Genomic DNA, 20,505 nt, shown 5'->3' on the forward strand with positions numbered 1-20,505 from the left:
AAATCTCTTCTAAGTGGATTGATTGCAATGCCTCTTTCTGTAACAAGTACATCCACTGTGCTACCAGGTGTTATGATACTGGTTACTTTTTCAATCACAGTGGCTAAACGCCCTCTGTAAAGGGGTGCTACAATAATGGTATTCTTTGCAGATGCTGCAGTGTCACAGTGACCACCCGATGCCCCCATGATAACCCCATCTGAGCCTGTCATAACATTTACATTAAAGTCTTTGTCTATCTCAAGCGCACTTAAAATTACAAAATCAAGACCTGATGCAATACAGCCTAAGTTTGAAGGATTTGCATATTCCGATGCACTAATTTCATGATGATTGGCATTTCTTGCAATGGAAGCCGCTGCCACTAAATCAAAGCTCTGTACATCAAACAAATGTCTTACATAGCCCTCTTCAAGCAAGTCCACCATAGGCTGAGTGATCCCACCGAGTGCAAAACCCGCTTTGATATCATCCTTGATCATTGCCTCTCTCAAATAGCGCGTTACTGCAAGTGACGCACCACCAGATCCTGTCTGGAATGAGAACCCCTCTTTGTATTCAGGTAAAGCTGTTATGACCCTTGAAGCATATTCAGCGATTTTAAGTTCCTTTGGGTTCTTGGTATATCGTGTTGCACCAGAAGCAATGCCCGAAGGATCACCAATCTCATCCATTTTAACGATGAAATCTACTTGTTGTTGTTTGATGCTGGCTGGCATATTTGGATATTCACAAAGATCATCTGTCATTAAAATAACCGTATCTGCATACTCTGCATCCACCATGGCATATCCTAAGGACCCACAAGTTGTATTTGCACCGTTTCCGCTAGCATTGCCCATCACATCACATCTTGGGACTGCTAAGAATGCCACATCAATCTTGACTTCACCAGCTTCAATTGCACGAGCTCTGCCGCCATGACTCCTGATAATAATGGGTTTTTCCATTTGACCTTCAGAAATAAATTCGGCTAGTTTTCCACGCATTCCACTTGTGTGAATCTCCTTAACCACACCTGACTTTATGAGCTCAATTAATGGCTCGTGTACTTTTCCAAGAGAACTTGGGATAATGGTCAAATCCTTTATGTCAAGAGCAGCAATATGTTTAAGCACGAGATTCGTCGTGTAATCGCCTTCTCTAAAATGATGGTGAAAAGAGATTGTCATACCACTTTTAAGACCAGATTTTCTAATGGCTTCTTCAAGTGATGGCACTAACTTCGATTTATGATCATATTGCTTAATTTGCTTTCCATGTTTTCTCATTTCCTTCATCTATCGTCTCCTACTCACTTGCTTTTGAAAGGTCTAGTATTCTTAGTGCTCTCTCTACAATTGGTTTATCAATCATTTTGCCTTTTAGAGAAATGACACCTAATCCTTTTGCCTCTGCTTCCTCAATTGCTTTAACGACATCCTTTGCATGTGCCACTTCTTGATCAGTAGGCTTGAAAAGTTGATGAACTACTGGAATTTGTCTTGGATTAATAACAGATTTGCCATCAAAACCAAGTTGCTTAATCAATTCAACTTCCTCTGCAAAACCCTCCATATTGTCCACATCCGAATAGACAGTATCCAGTGCGGCAATTCCAGCTGATCTTGCTGCATTGAGGAGTTGAGATCTCGCATATAGAAGTTCAATACCACCAGGTGAGCGTTTGGTCTTAAGATTCGTTACATAATCTTCAGCACCAAGTGCAATCCCGATTAATCGGTCTGAAGCATGTGCGATTTCATAGGCGTTCATAATGCCAAGTGCACTTTCAACTGCCGCCATCATTCTGACGCTGCCAATCGGTCTGCCGTATTTAGCTTCAGCCTTTTCTATAAGGGCTTCTACCTGATGGATGTCATTAGCCGTTTCTGTCTTAGGTAAGCGAACGACATGAATACCGCCAGCCACAACGGCTTCTATATCCTTTTCCCCATATGGTGTGTCAAGACCATTGATTCGACAAACAAGCTCTGTATCGCCAAAATCAACATTTTGGAGGGCTCTATAAACCAGCATTCTCGCTGTATCTTTCTCTTTTAATGAAATGGCATCCTCAAGGTCAAACATAATGGAGTCTGCACCATAGATCACTGCATCTGCAAGCATTCCGGGATTACTACCCGGAACATACAACATTGTTCTTCTGAGTCTACTCATGATGTACCACACTCCATTCTAAAGAATGCTCTTGGTCAAGCGCTCTCAATATGGCACTTTCAACACGCGCTTTAATCGTGCAGTCTAGTGCACCCCTATCCACTGCATTTACAACGACACCTTCTAGCTCATATTTATCAATCAGCTCTATGATTAATGCCTTGATATGAGCGCCATATTGTTTTTCAACAACACTTTTCAAGTGTACTTCGTTTTGACCCAGTGGGTTATTTTCAAGCCTAATATTAATATCGCAAGAGTCCATCGTTCCTGCAGAGGCTTCTTTCACTAACTTCATTTTGACCTCCTAGTGTCTTGATGTTGATCCTTTTATTTTTTCAATGATTTGCTTACCCTGTGCTGTCTTAAAGTAGTTGTAAGTGGTGGCTGGCACCAGTTTTTTAACTTCCTTCATTTTGTTCTTAGCCAGTAAGGCTCTAACTCTCGATGCGCTTATGGCATCATCCTCTAATGTCTTTCTCGGTATTTCTATAATTTCAACGCCATAGGAAGGCAGTATTCGTTTCATCTGGGCATTATACATGGATGTTGTTTCACAATAAGGTTCTGTGCCCACAAATCGCTTGGTAATGTTAAGTGTTTTTGCAAAATAATGACCAAATATTTTAAGGTCCAATTCTGTCTGGATCATAGTCGCTTGTTCTGGACGTTTTAGAAAATAAGTTGGAAATGTCGCATCTGAGATGATGTAGTCGCTTCCCTTAATCACATAGACATTGTCAAGGTGCGATGTACCCGCTACAATCAGCTTGTAGCGGTCATCACTGGGAAATGTTGTGTGTGTGGAATCAACTACGAATATATATAAAAATTCGCAATTTGAAGCTGCATATTCAACAAGGTACTGATGACCTAAGGTAAAAGGATTGCCATTCATGACAATTGCACCTGTGACGTCATGATTGGTCTTAAAGGATTTCAAATACTGGGCAAAGTTTTTGACGCCATTAGGTTTACGCTCAAGCAGCACCACATTTGGTTCTACACGTTCAATTTCATAGAAACCCAAATACTCAAATGACTTTGCACTTTCACACTTGGTGTAGACAAATATATTGGTGTGTCCACTATCATATAAAAATCGCATAATCTCATCCATGAGTTCACCCAGTATATTGGTGCCTTTTTCGCTTGGGCTTATGGCAACACTTCTGATGGTGTTACTAAGTGTTGAAGCCGTTCCAAGGAGTTTTTCTTCCTTGAAGATCCCAAAGGTATGATCCACCTCTGAATCCAGCGTAATCTCATTTAATTCAATCAACGTCAGCACATCCTTCCAGCAATCATCGCCCTGATGGATGTCCTTGACATATGTCGTTTCAATCATAAATGCCTCTCTTAAGTCTAAAAGTCATTTTTAACAACAAAAAAAGGCCGGTATATAAAATCACTTGATTTTACATACTGACCTTCATAGTTTTAACTAATCCTTGCCTGTACTATTCACTTATAAACAAAATTGATTCGAAACACGTCCCATAAAAAATGTCTGCCCCGCATCATTTTCTATTCGAACTCATGACTATTGTAAAATATTCTTTAACAGATTGCAATATTTTTTTTATAGAGGTCCACAAAATTTATCGGCAAGTAGTTTAAAAAAGACTGAAACTGCCAGTAAATCAGCACTTCCTCCATGACTAATATTTTTTTCAATACACCATATATCGTAAGCCTTAATAGCCTCTTGACCTTCCAGATTGTAAATACCGCCCAGTTCTAATACCCTACGAGCCTTTGCCTTACTGAGCAAAAGGGTTTCATAATCATGTCTGCCAATTACATTAGAATCCTCTAATTGGCTCATTAAAACCAGAAGTGCTTGAACCATGGCATCATTTAGGGAGTGTCCTTCAGAGAGTGCTTTTTCAAGTACAGGTAACCCCCAAATACGTGCACTGGCGTAACCTGTGGCAGCTTCACCCCTTGCTCCAGTTAATCCAAGGGCCTTGTACTGTGTTTCACCATATGTTTTAGCATTTTCAACATCCCTTAGCTGGTCTATGATTACTGGTCTTGTATAATCGCTAACACGATTGGCAATTGTCTCAATATACGTCGAGCGGTCCAGTCTCGCATCTCCAAAGGCACACCAATACTCCGTGGCTGCGCTGGTAATGAGTCCCAATGCGTATATTGCCCCCTTATGGGTGTTGACATCTTGAGTCTCTTTAAACATTTTTGCCTCTGCTTTCATGCCGATTTTCTGAAGCGACTTGAAAAACATTTCCGGTTCAACATAAGGTCCTTTTCTAGTGGTCGATTCATAAACCGAGACAACACATTTCACAATTTCTGAAAAATAGGTTCCCAAGCTGATACTACTGTCAATGAATGTATAAAAATCCATGTCCTTGTGGGCACCCTCATTAAATCGATCCACGAGGCCTGGTTTAGGTGAAGCAGAAACTTCATATAGTAAAGCCTTTACTGCAAGCTCTGCAATAATTGTCGTAATAGCTGTGTTCATATTTACCTCAATTTCGCTTAACATAAATTTTACTTGTTATTATACGCTATTTTTTTTACTTTGGCTTGTATTTATAAGGACTTTTAGATAAAATATACATGATTGCTCTTTAATGTAGAGTGACAAAGGCAAAACTGGCGAAAGCCAGCGACGCAAAGTCATGGGTCTAAAATCCACAAGATTATGATTGCCAGACTACCAACCCATATTAACGGAGGCAAACGACTATGAATCGAGAAAATTGTGAAAAAGTAATTCAAATCATCAATGATACAAACACCATGAAATCAACTCAAATGAATGGAAATGTCCTCGTCAATCTATTTGACAGTGCAAAAGCCGGTAACGAAATGGCCTTTATCTTCTTAGCCGAATGGTTTTTCAAACATTCGGGCCATAGAAAACCGTCATCACCATTTGAATCCGCGCTTTACGAGACGCTAAAACCTTATTTTGAAATCTAAATTTCAAACAAGACTTGTTCATTGCTTGGCTGATGCCATTCTTCGAACAAGTCTTTTTTTGTGATTATGGTTAAATGCCTTAAGATTTGACAGCCCCTTCTACTGATATCATTTAAATATCCATTTTACTTATAAATTCGACCATGCCATTCAGAAATATACTTTCCAATAGACCGATTCATCTCTTTAAAGAAGTCTGCATCCTTTTTCCTCATGTAAAACTTGTAGGCAAAATCCTCTGTACTTTCGTCTTTGTCCTTAAACATATTTTGAACAAAAGCATTGTCAATTTCAGGGTAGGTTTCCTCAAAAACAGTGAACTCATTATCAAATCGCGGCCTCAAAACCGGCTTTTGATCAAAATTTCCAAAGACGACCAAAAGGGCTGGCATGGTGAATTCTGGTAAATTGAACATCTTTTTATGCATTTCATAATGCTCCATGATATCACCAATATAACAAGTGCCAATTCCCATACTTTCAGCTGCAATAACCGCATTTTGAGCTGCAATCGTGGCATCCTGCATGGCTAAAACAAAATCACTGATTGAAGGCCCTGAAAAACCCTTAACGCGCTCAGGCAAGCCACTCATCTCAAAATATTTTTGCCATTTATGATGATCCAACACAAAGAGCAAGGCCAATGATGCATCTGCTATAAAGGGCTGATGATCACAGCTTTCAGACAAGGTCTTCAAGGTCTCCTTTGAACGAATCTTCACGATGCTATAAAGCATCATATTGCCTGCAGTAGCACCTCTTTTGGCAGCCTCAACAATTAGATTTGCTGAAGCATCCGATATTTCTGTATTATTGAATTTACGTATTGATGTGTGATTCATCAAGACATCCAGTGTTTGATTATTCGTGGTCTTTGCCTTCATTTTGCTACCCCCTCGTGGTCTTAAGATCAATTTGTTTTGAAAAAGAGCTCCCTACTGACCTAGATCAAACGGGCCCTATTATAATAGTATCATTCTCATCTTAAATTGAAAAGAGCCGACCCGTTTACAACAGATCGACCCCTTTGGATTAGGACCACTTATCAAAGTGGTTTTTGTATTTTCAAGTTAGGCTTAAAGTTTCGATAAATAAGCCTCAACTGCCTCAGCTGTATCCATTTCTAAGACGCGTTCAACCACAGCTGTCATCTCTTTTTGACTAAGCGATTTCAACCGCCATTTAATTTCTGCAATTTTGCTTTGAGACATGCTGAGTTCATCTATCCCACAGCCTAAGAAGAATGGTAACAAGAGCGGATCTGCAGCCGATTCTCCACAAATACCAACCCATATTCCAGCCTCTTTTGCAGACTTAGCAACATTGTGAATCAAGCTTAGTAGCCCTGGATGATACCAAGTATAAAGATGTGAAAGCTTCTCGTTCATGCGGTCTACAGCCACAGTATATTGTAACAAATCATTAGTGCCAATACTGAAGAAGTCTACGTGTTTGGCAAACTGTTTAGCACGTACAGCCACTGCCGGAATTTCAACCATAATACCGATTTCTACTGCTCGATATGGCGTTCCCTCAGCTTCAAGCTCACATCTGATATCCGCCATGATTTTTTTAATCTTCTGAATTTCTTCAACAGAGGATATCATTGGAAACATGATTTTTAGGTTACCGTAAATACTCGCCATAAGCAAAGCTTTTAGTTGAACCTTGAAGAGGTCCAAGCGGTCAAGTGAAATTCTAATAGCACGGTATCCCAAAAATGGATTCATTTCCTTGTCCATGTTGAGATAATCGATTTGCTTATCACCACCGATATCGAATGTTCTAATGACCATAGGCTTACTGCCAAAAGCAGTCAGGACCTTCTTATATGCTTCAAACTGCTCTTCAAGTGTTGGTGGCGAAGTTCTGTTCATGTAGAGAAACTCAGTCCTAAACAAGCCTACGCCATCTGCACCAGCCTCTAAAACTGCTTCAAGACCTTCAGTAGCAGCAATATTTGCTGCAATTTCCATCTCAAAACCATCCGAGGATTTGGCAGTATCCATCTTACCAACTTCATAGCGGCTAATCTCCTGTTCAAAACTGACTTTTGCATCAGCATAATAAGAGGTATCTGCATCACTTGGCTCTAAAATCAACAATCCATTCAATGCATCCAATATCACAGCTGTCCCATCTGGATAATGATTTGGAATTTCAATTTTAGAAAGTGCAGGGATATTAAGACTCTTGGCAATAATGGCTGAATGCGAAGTCTCCCCACCCTTTACTGTAATAATCCCGGCAATCTGTTTAGGATCAAGCATGGCTGTATCAGAAGGTTCTAAATCCTCACAGCATAAAATTGTGTTCATTGGTAGAGCCCAGTTATCAACGATTCCAAGGGCGTTTTTAATAACCCGATTGCTTATGTCGGTAATATCGGCTGCACGTTCTCTCATGTAGGCATTGTCCATGGCTGAAAAAATAGCCACCAGAGATTGTCTTGTGCATTCCACGGCATATGGAACACAGGCTGCCTCATCACGAATCACTGCTTCGATAGGCTCAATGAACTCTGGGTCTTCAAGCATCATTGCATGTGCTAAGAAGATTTTACTCTCATGCTCGCCAATGGAAAGTCTGGTCTTTTCAGCCAGTTGCTCCAATTGACTTTTAGAAAGCGCAACAGCATCATGAAATGCTTTAATGGTTTCATCTGTGTTTTCTACCTTCACAAAGGCGGTGTCGATTACCTTTTTACTTAATCTAAAAACATTGCCAAAGGCGATGCCTCTAGAAGTTGAAATGCCTTTTAACTTCATCTTGCCCTCTATTCATCAAAATTGTTATCAACGAGTGTTTGAATTGCTTTAATTGCTTCGACTTCATCCGCACCATCTGCTTCAATTCTAATGGCATCGCCTTTAGAAGCAGCCATTTTTAATATACCAAGCATGCTCTTGCCATTGTATTTTTGATCTCCTTTATAGAGGTTTACCGAACATTGAAATCTGTTGCATACTTGAATAAATAAACCTGCCGGTCTTGCATGTAATCCATGTTCATTTTTTAAAGTAAACTCAAACTGCTTCATTATTTTTACCTCACTTTTATATTTTATAGTTTAATGCGCCTTGCCAACTTAAATTAACCCATCTAAATAAAACGTGTTTGATTCAATTCGTATTCTTACAATACGTCAAAATATTTGAGTAGATATTGCTCTGCTTCAGTATTCCAAAGACCATTGTGTTTTTCAACGAGCTCGTGAAGCGTTTTAAAGAGTGGTGCATCCTTACCAAGTATTTCAAAATCTTCGATTGCAGTAAGTGGTAAATCAATATGGTTATAGATTAACTTCTTACCTCCCGGAATATTTGGTAAGTTCATAATTGCGTCAATCGTCGCATTTAAGCCACCAATATGCGTTAACATTACGGATGGATTTATCGACCCGTCTGCTGACATATCAAGCGCTTCAATTAAATCGTTTGTATTACCCCCAGTTGACCCCATAATATGGGTGTTACTGTAGTGTACGTTATAAAGGTTAAGTGGTGCTGTAAAGGCTTTATCTGTAGGACCTGCAAAGAAGTTCATACAGCCATCATGGGCCAATAATTTATCGCCTTGCTCAACCAATTGAACGATTGGTGCATATACAAAGACATCGTCGTAGCCGTGACCCTCTGTAAGGTTCATTAAATGCGCAATTGGATCTTCATAATTGCCAGTGTTGACATAGATAAGTTCAACACCTTTGGCCTTAGCGCTTTCAGGTGAAATAAACTTCGCTGCACGGTCAAGACGGTCTTGGCTGATATCTGTAACCACAATTTTTGATGGTTTTGCCTCAATTGCCATGGCATATTCGATAGCCCCTAGACCCATTGGTCCTGCTCCACCAAGTACAATGAGATTGCCCTGTGGTTTTGTACCCATAATATGTTGGTACTCATTTGGAACCGTGTGATAACTCGCATGGAAACCGCCAATGATACACGACATTGGTTCACCAAGTGATGCATTAAAGAAACTATCTCCCTCATAAACAAGTAAACAACCAAGTTCCATAACTTCAGGCGGAATGACATTATAGGTTGCGTTGCCACCAAAATATTCGTATGAATAGCCTGGTGCATAAGGACTTCCTTTATAATTTAAAGCTGGCTGAAGCGAAAATTTTTGTCCCGGTTTGAACTGGCCTTCATACTTCTTTCCTACTTTTTCAATTATGCCTGCCATTTCATGTCCGACGATTACTGGATGCTCATGAACGTCATCAGGGACACGTTTGTGGTTTTTACCTTGCTTTACGGCTTTATAGGTTGACATACAAACACTGTCAGAAATTACTTTAACCAAAATCTCATCATCTTTAATTTCAGGTAAATCAAATGTCTCAAGTCTTAAATCATCTAAGCCATACATTCTAACTGCTCTTGTTTTCATTATTTACTCCTTACTGGAATTAATTCTTCTATGAACTTATCCGTCTTAATTTTTATAATGCGATTAACTGGACCTCTTTCATCTGTTCAAAGACCCATTCTTTGTCCATGGGTTTGGTACCGATTGTGATGACAGCCCCAGCACTTGTGGCAACGGCTAACTTCAAGCACTCTTCAAGAGCCATTGATTTCTCAATACCATAAGCCACTGCACCGACGAAGGCATCGCCCGCACCAACACTGCTATGTGCTTTGATTTTAAGTGGGTTTAAATAATAATTTTGTTTTGAATCGGCATAGAATGCCCCTTCACTTCCCAGTGAAATGAACACTTTACCAATACCCAAATCTATAAAGTGATGTGCTGCAACAACAAGCGCTTCCTTAGTATCGAGTGTTCTCCCAAAGTAAAGCTCAAGTTCGTGGCGATTGGGCTTAATAATATCAGGTTTGCCTAAAAGTGCCTGCTTAAACAATTCACCTTCTGCATCTAAAAACGTCATTAAACCCTGTGCTTTTAACTTTTCAATCATGATTTTATAAACATCTCTTGGTAAACTGCTAGGTGCACTTCCGGACAAGATAACCATGTCACCCTCTGTCGCATGTCCTGCAATTTTATCAAGGAGTTTGTCAATTTCAGTCATGGTCACATCTGGGCCTGGCTCATTAATCTCTGTCGTTTCACCTGATTTACGATCGAAGACCTTTAGATTGGTTCTTGTACGACCATCTATTTGTACAAAATCATGTTCAATGGTCATATCATTAAGTGCCTTTTCAATATAAGTACTTGCTAATAAACCCGTGGCGATACTTGTACCACCTAATGACTGGACAACCTTTGAAACGTTTATGCCCTTTCCACCCGGATCTTGATGGGAAACGATAACCTTGTTGAGGCCACCCTCTTTAAAGCCTTCAATTTCTATGGTCTTATCAATAGCTGGATTCAGCGTTACTGTAATAATCATTAAAAATGCATCTCCTCACTTGAGAATAATTGATAAATATATTCAGGATCCGCTGTTGCCAACATCTTGCTTAAGATTTCTTCCTCTTCGATTGCTTCTGCGATATTTGCGAGCAATTGAATATGCTCATTGCCTTTACCTGCAATACCAATTACGAGTTTGGCCAATTTATTTTCACCGAAGTCAATTCCATTTGGATACTGGATAACAACGATTCCAGATGCAAGAATAAGATCTTTTACATTGTTCTCACCATGTGGTATTGCAACCCCATTGCCTATATAAGTTGAAAACTTCTCTTCTCTTGCTTTCATGCCTTGAATATAGCCCTCACCAACATAGCCACTCTCAAATAGAAGTTTACCAGCTCTTTCAATAGCTTCTTCTTTTGATACTGAGGGTTGATTCAACACGATATTGCTCTTCATAAGTATTTCTGTTGGTTGTTTATTTTCCATTTTATCCTCCACAATCATACACTTTTCAATGATTTCTTCTAATATTAGTTCGTACTGGCGCTTGTCTAAAAAGTCTCTAATGCCCACATGGAGCGCAAAAGGTGCTTTTTTTCGAGCTCTTCCAATCAAATCAATAAACGTTATAACAAGATCTGCATCACTTGGAATTTCGTCAATCGATATATTTTCCACTGGAACTTGGATATTTTTTTGATTTAATAACTTGGTTAATATTGATGACCCCATGGCACTTGACCCCATGCCTGCATCACACGCAAAGTGAATTTTTGAAATTTTATAATCCCCTTTGTAGTCCTTAAAAAGGGACTGCGCTTCCTTATCTTCTAGTGCTTCTTCCCAATTAACCTTTCGCTTCAAGATTAATCGACTGATAAAGAATGAGACAAATGCTGATAAGATAACACCTAAAGAAACTGAAAGAATGCTATTTTTAGGTGAAAGCGCAAGAATTGCGAAGATACTGCCTGGCGAAGGTGTTGCCACTAAGCCTGCACCTAGAATCTCAAATATAAAAATACCGGACATCCCCCCCACAATCACAGCGCCAAATAAGGCTGGACTCAACATGATATATGGGAAGTAAATTTCATGGATACCACCCAGAAAGTGGATAATAATCGCACCAGGGGCAGTTTGCTTTATTTGTCCTTTTCCATAAATCCAATAGGCCATTAAAACGCCAAGACCCGGACCTGGATTTGCTTCCAATAGAAAGAAAATTGACTTACCTGTTTCAAGTGATTCTTGAATACCAAGCGGTCCCAAGACACCATGATTAATTGCGTTGTTTAGAAACATAACCTTGGCAGGCTCAATGAAAATTGCCGCTAAAAAAAGCAAATCATGTTTGACGACAACATCAACACCACTTTCCAAGAGTTTTGCCATGCCTGCAATGGCAGGTCCTGCCGCTCTATAAGAAAAAATAACCAAAAATGTGCCAATTATACCCGCTGAAAAATTAGCGGTAAGCATTTCAAAACCTGTTGGCACTTTTTCCTTGATAAACAAATCTACTTTTTTAATGATATATGCGCCTAAGGGGCCCATAATCATGGCACCAATGAACATTGGTATATCAGATCCGACGATAAGTCCCATGGTTCCGATGACACCAACCACACCGCCTCTTGTCCCTGCAACCGTTCTACCACCTGAATAGGCTATGAGTATCGGGAGCAAGTAAATGATCATTGGACTAATGAGTTCATTTAATGAAGCATTTGGAAACCAGCCATTGGGATTAAATAGCGTCGTTATAATGCCCCAAGTGATAAAAGCACCGATATTAGGCATGACCATCCTACTTAAGAATCGACCTACTTCCTGAACCTTTATCGCCATCATACTATTACTGGTACTAGAGGTCATAAGCGACACCTCCCTGTAATTGACGACTAAGCCATTTATGAAGAATGCGCTTAAGTTTTAACTCTAACAATTCTGTAGTGCCCACTTTAAGTGCACTTAAAAATGATTCATCTTCAATGAGTGCCTTGCTGATTTGACTCATTAACTCCAATTGAATTTTAGTGGCATCAATTGGCATGCACATGACCACTGCTAGTTGTATTATTTCATTTTGGTTGGCTTTAATAGGTTCAGCAAATCGCCAAATAGAGAATTTAAGATAATCCACTGCTTCTGTTTTAGTGTGAATGAGAATCACGCCTTCACCATGAATTACAGTGCTACCAAGCTTTTCTCTTTCGACAAGCTGTCTATATAAACCTTTTTTGTGTTTGGCATCCTTAGCCATGGCTTCAGCAATTTTCTTTATCAAGTCGTTGATGCTCTTCACTTTAATGTCTGTTTCAAGCGCAAAGCTCTTTTCAATATTGAGTATAGCCTCTGTCATGCCATGAAGGTTTTTTATCTTATCCGACTGAATTTTAACAGGTGTTTCACTAAAGGGTTTCACATGGCTTTTCAAAATACCGATGACTTGATTGATCTTATCAACATCCTCATCTAAAAGTAAGGGATTTACCTTTATGCAAGGATAATTGGATTGGTCTATGGTGATGGTGGATATCAGCAAGTCTAAATCCATGGATTCCAATCTGCCAAGCAAAACATCTTCTTTTGAAAACTGGCCTACTAAGTCTAGTGTCGTAAAAAGTTTTGAAACTCTAGAATATAGCAGACTTGATGTTCCAATACCGCTGGAACATACAATACCCGTTCTCAATTTCTTATCATTGTGTTGAAGCTTTCTATATCTTTCTATGGCAGCGCCAAAATGCATTGCCAAGTAGCCAATTTCCTCATCTGGAACGACAACTTCATATTGGTCCTTTATCATTGTTGCCGTTTTTTCAGACATTATATAAATTTCAGGATACATCTCTTTAATCTTACTGAGTAGTGGGTTGCGAATATCCAGATTTAATTTCATTCTTGTTATGGCTGGTTTCAAGTGGCTCACAAGACCAATTAAGAGCTTTTCATCATCACTGAAATCATAACCACTTAAAGATTTAAAGCTATTAATCATCTGAGAAGCCAACCGTGTAATCTCAAAGTTTGTTAGTATGAGGTCATTTTGATCCACAATTGCACCCGTTTTAAGTTTTGACCCCTTTAAATGCATGGTAATGTAACCAAGCTCATCTTCAGGGAATTTAATTGAAAACGTCTCCTCAACACGATTTCCAATTGTCCGTGCGATTTCAAACTGTGCATCCTTCTTGAGGCCATTCAGGATCTCAGAATTCATGAAGATACCCTCTCCCCTTTGAATTCTTTGGATGGCTATAGACAAGTGAATCATTAAGCCCACATATGAACCATCTGTCAATCGACTTGCAAGATAGTGTTCATATGTCTTTAAAAGCTTACTCACCTCAATTAAAATTTCTTTATCAATAACGGTTTCTACCAAATCCGTTTGCACTTCACTGTTGTCAAGTAAGGTGATTAAGTCTTGATGTTCATAATTTTGATAGAGAAAATCCACAATCGCCTTCCTAAATTGACTTTCCTTGCCTTCTAGGTAAACGCCAAATCCAGGTTTGCGAATTAATTCGATACCTCTACTTTCAAACCAAGGTTCTATCTTATCCATATCATAAGATATAGTTGCCTCCGATACCCCAAGTTGTGTTGCAAAATAATAAAACTTCCTCGGTTCTCGGCTCTTTAAGAGCTCAATTATGAGGATATTATGACGTGCCTCTTGAGTAAAATGATCATCTTCTGTTTGGTTTAATAGCGCTTTAAACTTTAATTTCTGCGCTTCTGTCGCTTCAAGCTTGACACCAAGACGGGTTTTTTTATGAAGAATCATACCAAGTTCATTGGTTAGCCGCTCAACATCCTCCATTTCTCTGAAAATCGTCCTCTTGCTAATATTCAATTGGTCAGCGATTTCAGATACCGCCATATAATCGGTCTGATGACTTAATATGTCAACAATTTCCACAACTCTTCTAGAATAATTCAATTTTCTCCTCCAACCTAATTTAATAGAGACAATTTTTATTAATCGAATTTTCAGACTGCTTCTCTTAATTCTATTATACTCTTAAACGTTGAAGTTTTATCATCAAACTTACTCTATGTTGACAGCATTCATTAGTGCCACTCTTGAATAATAGCTTAAATGCAGAAACAGTGAAGTTTCCTTCACTGTTTCGACTTATGCTATCTTTATATATTGAATTGAATATAGGATTTTATTTATGATTATTTTTTAAGTCTTTCTACAAGTTCATCGTAAATTGGGTTTCCAACAAATTGATCAATTGTAATCAATTCAGCTTTTGCACATTTTGCTGCTGCTCTTTCGCCTAAGCTCTCATGAGTAATTACAATATCAGCATCTGCAGGAATGTCTTCGATTGAAGTGTTGATAACTTCAATATCAAGACCTGCTTTTGCGACTTTCTTTCTCAAAGTTGTTGCGCCCATTGCACTTGAACCCATACCAGCATCACAAGAAACAACGATTTTTTTAACAGAGGTTGCGATTTGACCTTTTGCAGCCGCTTTCATGTTTTTAACTGATGCTTGAGCTGTTTCTAAATCTGCTTCTTCACCAACATTGCCTTTTCTCTTAATAAAGAAAGATGCGATTAAGAAAGAAACTGTCGTTGAAACAAGAACACCAGCAAGAACTGGGAACAAACCACCTTTTGGCGTCATGATCATTAATGCGAAAATACTTCCTGGAGATGGCGCAGCAATTAGACCAGCACCTAAAATGCTAAATGTGAATACACCACTCATACCGCCACCAATAACTGCAAGTATTAAGGCTGGATTCATCATGACATATGGGAAGTAGATTTCATGGATACCACCAAGGAAATGAATAATGATCGCACCTGGTGCAGATTCTTTAATCATACCTTTTGCAAATACCCAGTATGCTAATAAGATACCAAGACCTGGACCTGGATTTGTTTCAAGTAAGAAGAAGATTGATTTTCCAGCTTCAGTAGCTTGTTGGATACCAAGTGGACTTAAAACACCATGGTTCATAGCGTTGTTAAGGAATAAAATTTTACCTGGTTCAATAAATAATGATGCAAGTGGTAATAAACCTGCATTTACAACTGCTTCAACACCAGTTTTTAATACGCCGTTTAGTGCCAATACAACTGGACCGATTCCTAAGAATGCTAATAATGCCAATAACATACCTAAAATACCAAGCGAGAAGTTAGCCACTAACATTTCAAAACCAGCAGGCACTTTACCTTCAACTGAATCATCCCATTTTTTAATGACAAATCCACTTAAAGGACCCATAATCATCGCACCGATGAACATTGGAATATCAACACCAACTACGACACCCATAGTTGCGATTGCACCAATAACACCACCACGTGCACCGCCAACAATTTTACCACCTGTATAGCCGATTAGTAATGGTAAAAGATAAATAATCATTGGACCAACTAAAGCCGATAAATGTTCATTTGGCGTCCAACCTGTTGGAATAAATAATGCCGTTATAATTCCCCATGCGATGAATGCGCCGATATTTGGCATAACCATACCACTTAAAAATCGACCAAACTTCTGAACGCCACTTTTATTAGCGCCTTTTGAACCTAATACGTTTTCCATAAGATCCCCCTTAAATTAATTTTGAAAATAATTTCTGCAGTCACGACTGACTACAAGTTGATTATAGGGATACTTTGGTCTATTTTTCAAACAAAAGACAATGAAAGATGTCACCGTTTAATGATGACATCTTTTATAAATGTGTTACAGGCTATGTTGACACAAGTTACAATTGTGTCATTTTTTTTTGACTTTTTATAAAAATCTGAAGATCAATGCAACAATTAAAGTAGGGACAAGTGCCGCTTTAAAGAGTAAAAAAGGCTCAATACCTACCTTAAAGTAGCGTTTTAGTATGGATTGCCCAATGGGATTTGGCGCATTGGCGATTAATGTCAAGCCACCGCCTGTGACAGCGCCTGAAACCACTGCATATTTTAAAGGGTCAGATAAATGAGGTACTAAACTGCTCAAATAAGTGATGGCAGCATTGTCATTAAATGCCGTCAATACAATCGCCGTTATATTGAGTACACCTGAGCTTAAGTTTGCCAATACGGGTTCGATCCACCACGCCTGTACACCACTGTGTATGATCAATCCTGATAGAAAAAAAGCAACCATCAAGGCAGGCTTTAAGTTTATTCTATTTTGATACTCAGCAGTAACTTGGACGAAGCCAAGAAAGAATAAAAAACCACCTATGAATAAAACGGGTTGATGATCGTTCACAACGACCCAGGTTAAAAATAATAAGTGTATGACCATAATCCAGAACGGAAGCTTGTCATCTCTATAGTCCCATTCAGGGTCCCTATAAAAGGGCCTAAGTTCCTTGGGCAACAAACCGGGAATTGTACGCTTCATTTCGTTGATTTTAATGCTGTCAAACCGCTGAGATAAAACTTCATCAATATCATAATCCATTTGTTCCTGCTGGCTTAGACTACGATGCGCTTTTTTTTCAATCTGCGCCTTGATGGCTTCAGAGATTTCATTTAATTTCTCACTATAACCTAAATTTTTGTCAATATGCCACTCAATTGCGTCAATTTGCTCAGAAATGACCGCCTTATCAATAAAGCGTCTTTGGACATACTTTTTAAATCGGTCTTTTTTGTAGGTTTCTTCAAGGGCTACAAATTCTTTTTTGAAATACAAGACCACTAAGGTATTGTTAATCAGAATCGCTAGAATTGCCTTCCATCCAAAGTGAATAAACATGAAGGGGGTGGACCACTGCCAGCCTGCGGCAATCATTAAAATTGGCGGTGCCGCAAAATTGGTCAAGGTTCCTCCAATGGAAACATTGACAAAAAGTAAGGCCAATGTGGCATACTTTATATTTTTACTTGGATAAAGATCGAAAAATTTATCGGCTAACAAATATGCGGATATAATCATCGCCGCTGGCTCTGTAATCAAGGAACCAAGCAGTGGTCCCACAGTCAGTATAACAAACCACCAAACCTCCAGCTTACCGTTAATGGTTTTCACAATCTTCCAAAGCATCAATTCCACAAGCTTTAGAATTGGCCTACTGGCTGCAATGGTCATAATGACAATGACAAACACAGGCTCTGTGTACTCGAGTTCGCCAACATAGTTAACGTAGGTCTCCCAATTGTAAAACAGAGCAATTGCAATCCCCAAAACAAGGCTCCACAAGCCAAATACTACTTCTACCTCACCCATAAAATGCAATAGGCCGACTTTAATACTACTTTCATCCGCCTTAAGTGATTTGGCGTAGGATAAAATCTTGCTGCTTAAAAATGCATGTGCAATGGCCAACATGAAAATTATTGAGGCCACTAGATTAAAAGGGTTTTCCAACCCCCTATAAATCAAAATTTCTATAATACTGCCGTTTTCAGGATCATTATAGGTATCAATCGGCATAGGAAATGAAGCTTCAAAATGCATTATTGAGTCTGAAAAAGAAATACTGCCACTTTGTAAAAATAAAAGCATGACCAATGCGATCATGCATACCTTAGTCGCTTTCATCACCATCACCCCTTTGGCATTTCTTATACCCATTTTGGTGTAAAAGCCTCTATTCAATTCCTTATTTGCCATTATAAATTATTACATAAAACCTTTTGAATTATGATATAGCATCATCTGCTCTGCAAACTGGACAAGACCACTTTTTTTAAACTTTTCATTGGATGCCTTGATGTCCTTAACAAGTTCAGAATCTTCAATATGATAAAAAGTATCGTGTGCCTTTCGATCTTCGACAAATCTCACAGGGGGTGCTTTTTTTAAGGTCAAGGCTTCAAAAGTTTCGATTAAAAGCATTGCGAGCTCTATATTTTGATAGTGCTCATTTCCCTTAATGTTATAGATGCCACCTACTGCGCCCCTTTCAATGAGTGCCATCAAGATTTCACAATGGACTTCTACGTTCAACCAGCAGCGCCTTTGCAGGCCCTCACCATAAATGGGTATGGCTTCATTTACAGCCAAGCATCTCAAGAGTTTGGGGATTAGTTTTTCCACGTGCTGGCCTTGACCATAATTGTTGCTACTCCTTGTAATCATGGCTGGAAAACCATAGGCATTCATATAGGATATGACAAATTGATCCGCTGCTGCTTTTGACGCTGAATAGGGATTTCCCGGATTGAGTCTTGTTGTTTCAGTTGCAGGAGGCTGATCTTCATCTATTGCACCATAAACTTCATCGGTTGAAATTTGAAGAAACACTTTATTTTCAAAACAATCGTCAAGCCTAGACCAGTAGTCATAAACGGTTTGTAAAAGACTTTGAGTGCCCAAGACATTGGTTTTAAAAAACACAGACGCATCTTCAAGACTTCTGTCCACATGGGATTCTGCAGCAAAATGGATTAGGTGTGTGATGCTATGGTCATATAAGATTTCTCTTACCAATGACGAATCTAGTATATTGCCCTTAATAAATTTATAGGCATTGACGTCACAATTTTCAAGGCGTTTTAAATCACCAGCATAGGTCATGGCGTCTAAAATGACAATATGTCCAATATTTCCATTTCGCTTTTTCTCTTGGATTAACCGTTTGACAAAATGACTGCCGATAAAACCAGCGCCACCTGTGATTAAATAATTAATGTCCATGTTCACCTCATTAATAGATCGTCTAAACTTTTGTCTACGTGGGCCTAAGTACTCTTGTAGGGGCCATAATCTATTTATTTACACGCCAAGTAGCTCTTAAGGACTTCAATAACCTTATTTTGCTGGGAAGGGGTCAATCTGTCGTGGATTGGCAGCCTCAGAAGCCTTTTTGAAACCGATACTGTATTTTCAAGTTCATTTTGGCTGACCTTCAAGGCTTGTCCCATAAGGCTTTTATGAAGTGGTTCATAATGGGTAAGCGCTTGTATCTCCTGTGCTTTTAAAACTGCCATTGCCTCATTCCGTTCATCTTCAGTCTCAAATAAAAGATAAAAAATATGCCCATTACCCATTGTCGCTTGTGGACATTTAAGTTTGCCTTTGAGTTCATAGGGTAAAAATGCCTCTCGGTAGTTGGACCAAATTTTCCCTCTCTTTTGCGTGATCTCTTCTATATAAGGAAGACTCTCCAGTAAAAATCGCATTTGATACAGGGGCATTGCCAGTTCACCACCAATTCGAGTCCATTGATACTTATTAACATGACCTTCTCTAAATGCCAAACGATCTGTACCATGATGAATAATGACCTTACAAGCTTCATTTAAAGCCTCATCCTCTACAAACAGACACCCACCATTTCCGCCTGAAGTGATATTTTTAGTCTGATGAAAGCTAATACAGCCCATTTTGCCATGCAAGCCAAAGCCAATGCCCTTATGACCGCTGTTAATACAATGTGAAGCATCCTCCAAGAGGGGTATTCCATAAGTCTTGGAGATTTCAACAAGTGCATCAAAATCTCGATTGCATCCGCCATAATGGATTGGCACAATGCCCTTCGTCTTTGAGCTTATGGCCCCTTTTACCTTCTCAGGTGATAGGTTAAGGGTTGACTCATCTATATCCACAAATATCAGCTTGGCCCCTGTTCTTGCAAAGGCGTTTGCAGTGGAAACGTGGGTAAATGAAGGTAGGATGATTTCGTCGCCAGCCTTTAAATCCAGAGCCAAGGCCATTACTTCAAGCCCACTTGTGGCAGAATTTAAGAAGTGGATATGCTTGGCCTTGTGATATAGTGGTAGCGCCTTAAAAGCAGCCTCCAAAGCATCGTGGACCTCAAAGGCATCTTCAAATGGATTTGCTTGCATATGATGATTTACGTTTTCGATTATTTTTTCACGCCAAAATGGAATGTGGTATTCAATCATTTGCCACCTCTTAAATCTAATGTTAAAAGCGCTTTTTCACAATTATATCATGAAAAAGCGCTTATCCTCATACCAGTCTTATCTTATCACTTAATTATTGAACCACTGGAAAGCCCTTATTTGCCCATCCCATTGGTGCATTTGAAGCCATGCCCATACCACCATTTAAGGATACTGCCTTGTAGCCCATTAAACGGAGTGC

General features: G+C 39.2%; 17 protein-coding genes, 1 pseudogene and 1 riboswitch. Of the genes and pseudogenes, 1 reads left to right on the forward strand and 17 read right to left on the reverse strand.

Annotation, left to right across the window (positions count from 1 at the left end):
- From citF to AC220I_RS07145, 5 genes are all read right to left on the reverse strand, one after another.
- A partial coding sequence (gene citF, locus AC220I_RS07125) for a citrate lyase subunit alpha (protein WP_486723120.1) occupies positions 1-1,280 on the reverse strand: 1,280 nt, incomplete at its 3' end.
- 10 nt (positions 1,281-1,290) lie between these two features.
- Positions 1,291-2,160: a citrate (pro-3S)-lyase subunit beta gene (citE, locus tag AC220I_RS07130; protein ID WP_486723121.1), complete on the reverse strand. Its 870-nt coding sequence runs from the start codon at positions 2,158-2,160 to the stop codon at positions 1,291-1,293.
- The gene (citD, locus tag AC220I_RS07135; protein WP_486723122.1) at positions 2,153-2,458 is read right to left on the reverse strand and encodes a citrate lyase acyl carrier protein; all 306 of its coding nucleotides are present in this window, start codon (positions 2,456-2,458) and stop codon (positions 2,153-2,155) included. The genes citE and citD overlap by 8 nt, the downstream gene beginning before the upstream one ends.
- Before the next feature lie 9 nt (positions 2,459-2,467).
- Entirely contained in the window at positions 2,468-3,508 is a 1,041-nt protein-coding gene (gene citC / locus AC220I_RS07140) for a [citrate (pro-3S)-lyase] ligase (protein ID WP_486723123.1), read from the reverse strand.
- A 234-nt stretch (positions 3,509-3,742) separates the two neighbouring features.
- A complete protein-coding gene (locus AC220I_RS07145; protein ID WP_486723124.1) occupies positions 3,743-4,651 on the reverse strand; it encodes a triphosphoribosyl-dephospho-CoA synthase in 909 nt (302 codons plus the stop codon).
- Positions 4,652-4,768: 117 nt separating this feature from the next.
- Positions 4,769-4,854, forward strand: a riboswitch (cyclic di-GMP riboswitch).
- A 24-nt stretch (positions 4,855-4,878) separates the two neighbouring features.
- On the opposite strand from AC220I_RS07145, the gene AC220I_RS07150 reads away from it, so the two are divergent.
- On the forward strand, positions 4,879-5,115 hold the full coding sequence (locus tag AC220I_RS07150) for a hypothetical protein (protein ID WP_486723125.1): 237 nt from the start codon (positions 4,879-4,881) through the stop codon (positions 5,113-5,115).
- A 125-nt stretch (positions 5,116-5,240) separates the two neighbouring features.
- Here the strand turns inward: AC220I_RS07150 and AC220I_RS07155 are convergent, their stop codons facing one another.
- The 12 genes and pseudogenes from AC220I_RS07155 to AC220I_RS07210 all read right to left on the reverse strand — a co-directional run.
- On the reverse strand, positions 5,241-5,999 hold the full coding sequence (locus AC220I_RS07155) for a nitroreductase family protein (protein ID WP_486723126.1): 759 nt from the start codon (positions 5,997-5,999) through the stop codon (positions 5,241-5,243).
- A gap of 192 nt (positions 6,000-6,191) precedes the next feature.
- Positions 6,192-7,883 carry a phosphoenolpyruvate--protein phosphotransferase gene (ptsP, locus tag AC220I_RS07160; RefSeq protein ID WP_486723127.1) on the reverse strand — a complete coding sequence of 564 codons (1,692 nt, stop codon included), beginning with the start codon at positions 7,881-7,883 and terminating at the stop codon, positions 6,192-6,194.
- Positions 7,884-7,891: 8 nt separating this feature from the next.
- Positions 7,892-8,155, reverse strand: a complete 264-nt coding sequence (locus AC220I_RS07165; RefSeq protein WP_486723128.1) for an HPr family phosphocarrier protein — start codon at positions 8,153-8,155, stop codon at positions 7,892-7,894.
- Between the two features lie 95 nt (positions 8,156-8,250).
- Positions 8,251-9,513, reverse strand: a complete 1,263-nt coding sequence (locus tag AC220I_RS07170) for a zinc-binding dehydrogenase (RefSeq protein ID WP_486723129.1) — start codon at positions 9,511-9,513, stop codon at positions 8,251-8,253.
- Between the two features lie 52 nt (positions 9,514-9,565).
- Complete coding sequence (gene pfkB / locus AC220I_RS07175) at positions 9,566-10,486, reverse strand: 1-phosphofructokinase (protein WP_486723130.1); 921 nt, start codon at positions 10,484-10,486, stop codon at positions 9,566-9,568.
- On the reverse strand, positions 10,486-12,336 hold the full coding sequence (locus AC220I_RS07180) for a PTS mannitol transporter subunit IICBA (protein ID WP_486723131.1): 1,851 nt from the start codon (positions 12,334-12,336) through the stop codon (positions 10,486-10,488). The genes pfkB and AC220I_RS07180 overlap by 1 nt, the downstream gene beginning before the upstream one ends.
- Positions 12,326-14,410 (reverse strand): BglG family transcription antiterminator, encoded by a 2,085-nt coding sequence (locus AC220I_RS07185; RefSeq protein ID WP_486723132.1) that lies wholly within the window; start codon positions 14,408-14,410, stop codon positions 12,326-12,328. Before AC220I_RS07185 ends, AC220I_RS07180 begins: the two co-directional genes overlap by 11 nt.
- A 242-nt stretch (positions 14,411-14,652) precedes the next feature.
- The gene (locus AC220I_RS07190) at positions 14,653-16,044 is read right to left on the reverse strand and encodes a PTS mannitol transporter subunit IIBC (protein ID WP_486723133.1); all 1,392 of its coding nucleotides are present in this window, start codon (positions 16,042-16,044) and stop codon (positions 14,653-14,655) included.
- A gap of 195 nt (positions 16,045-16,239) precedes the next feature.
- Positions 16,240-18,066 carry a putative Na+/H+ antiporter gene (locus AC220I_RS07195; RefSeq protein ID WP_486723134.1) on the reverse strand — a complete coding sequence of 609 codons (1,827 nt, stop codon included), beginning with the start codon at positions 18,064-18,066 and terminating at the stop codon, positions 16,240-16,242.
- A 9-nt stretch (positions 18,067-18,075) separates the two neighbouring features.
- The gene (locus tag AC220I_RS07200) at positions 18,076-19,092 is read right to left on the reverse strand and encodes a GDP-mannose 4,6-dehydratase (RefSeq protein ID WP_486723135.1); all 1,017 of its coding nucleotides are present in this window, start codon (positions 19,090-19,092) and stop codon (positions 18,076-18,078) included.
- Between the two features lie 74 nt (positions 19,093-19,166).
- Complete coding sequence (locus AC220I_RS07205; RefSeq protein WP_486723136.1) at positions 19,167-20,303, reverse strand: aminotransferase class I/II-fold pyridoxal phosphate-dependent enzyme; 1,137 nt, start codon at positions 20,301-20,303, stop codon at positions 19,167-19,169.
- Positions 20,304-20,397: 94 nt separating this feature from the next.
- Positions 20,398-20,505 (reverse strand): annotated as a pseudogene (locus AC220I_RS07210) (rhodanese-like domain-containing protein); the annotation flags it as partial.

The organism is Fusibacter sp. (genome assembly GCF_057447755.1).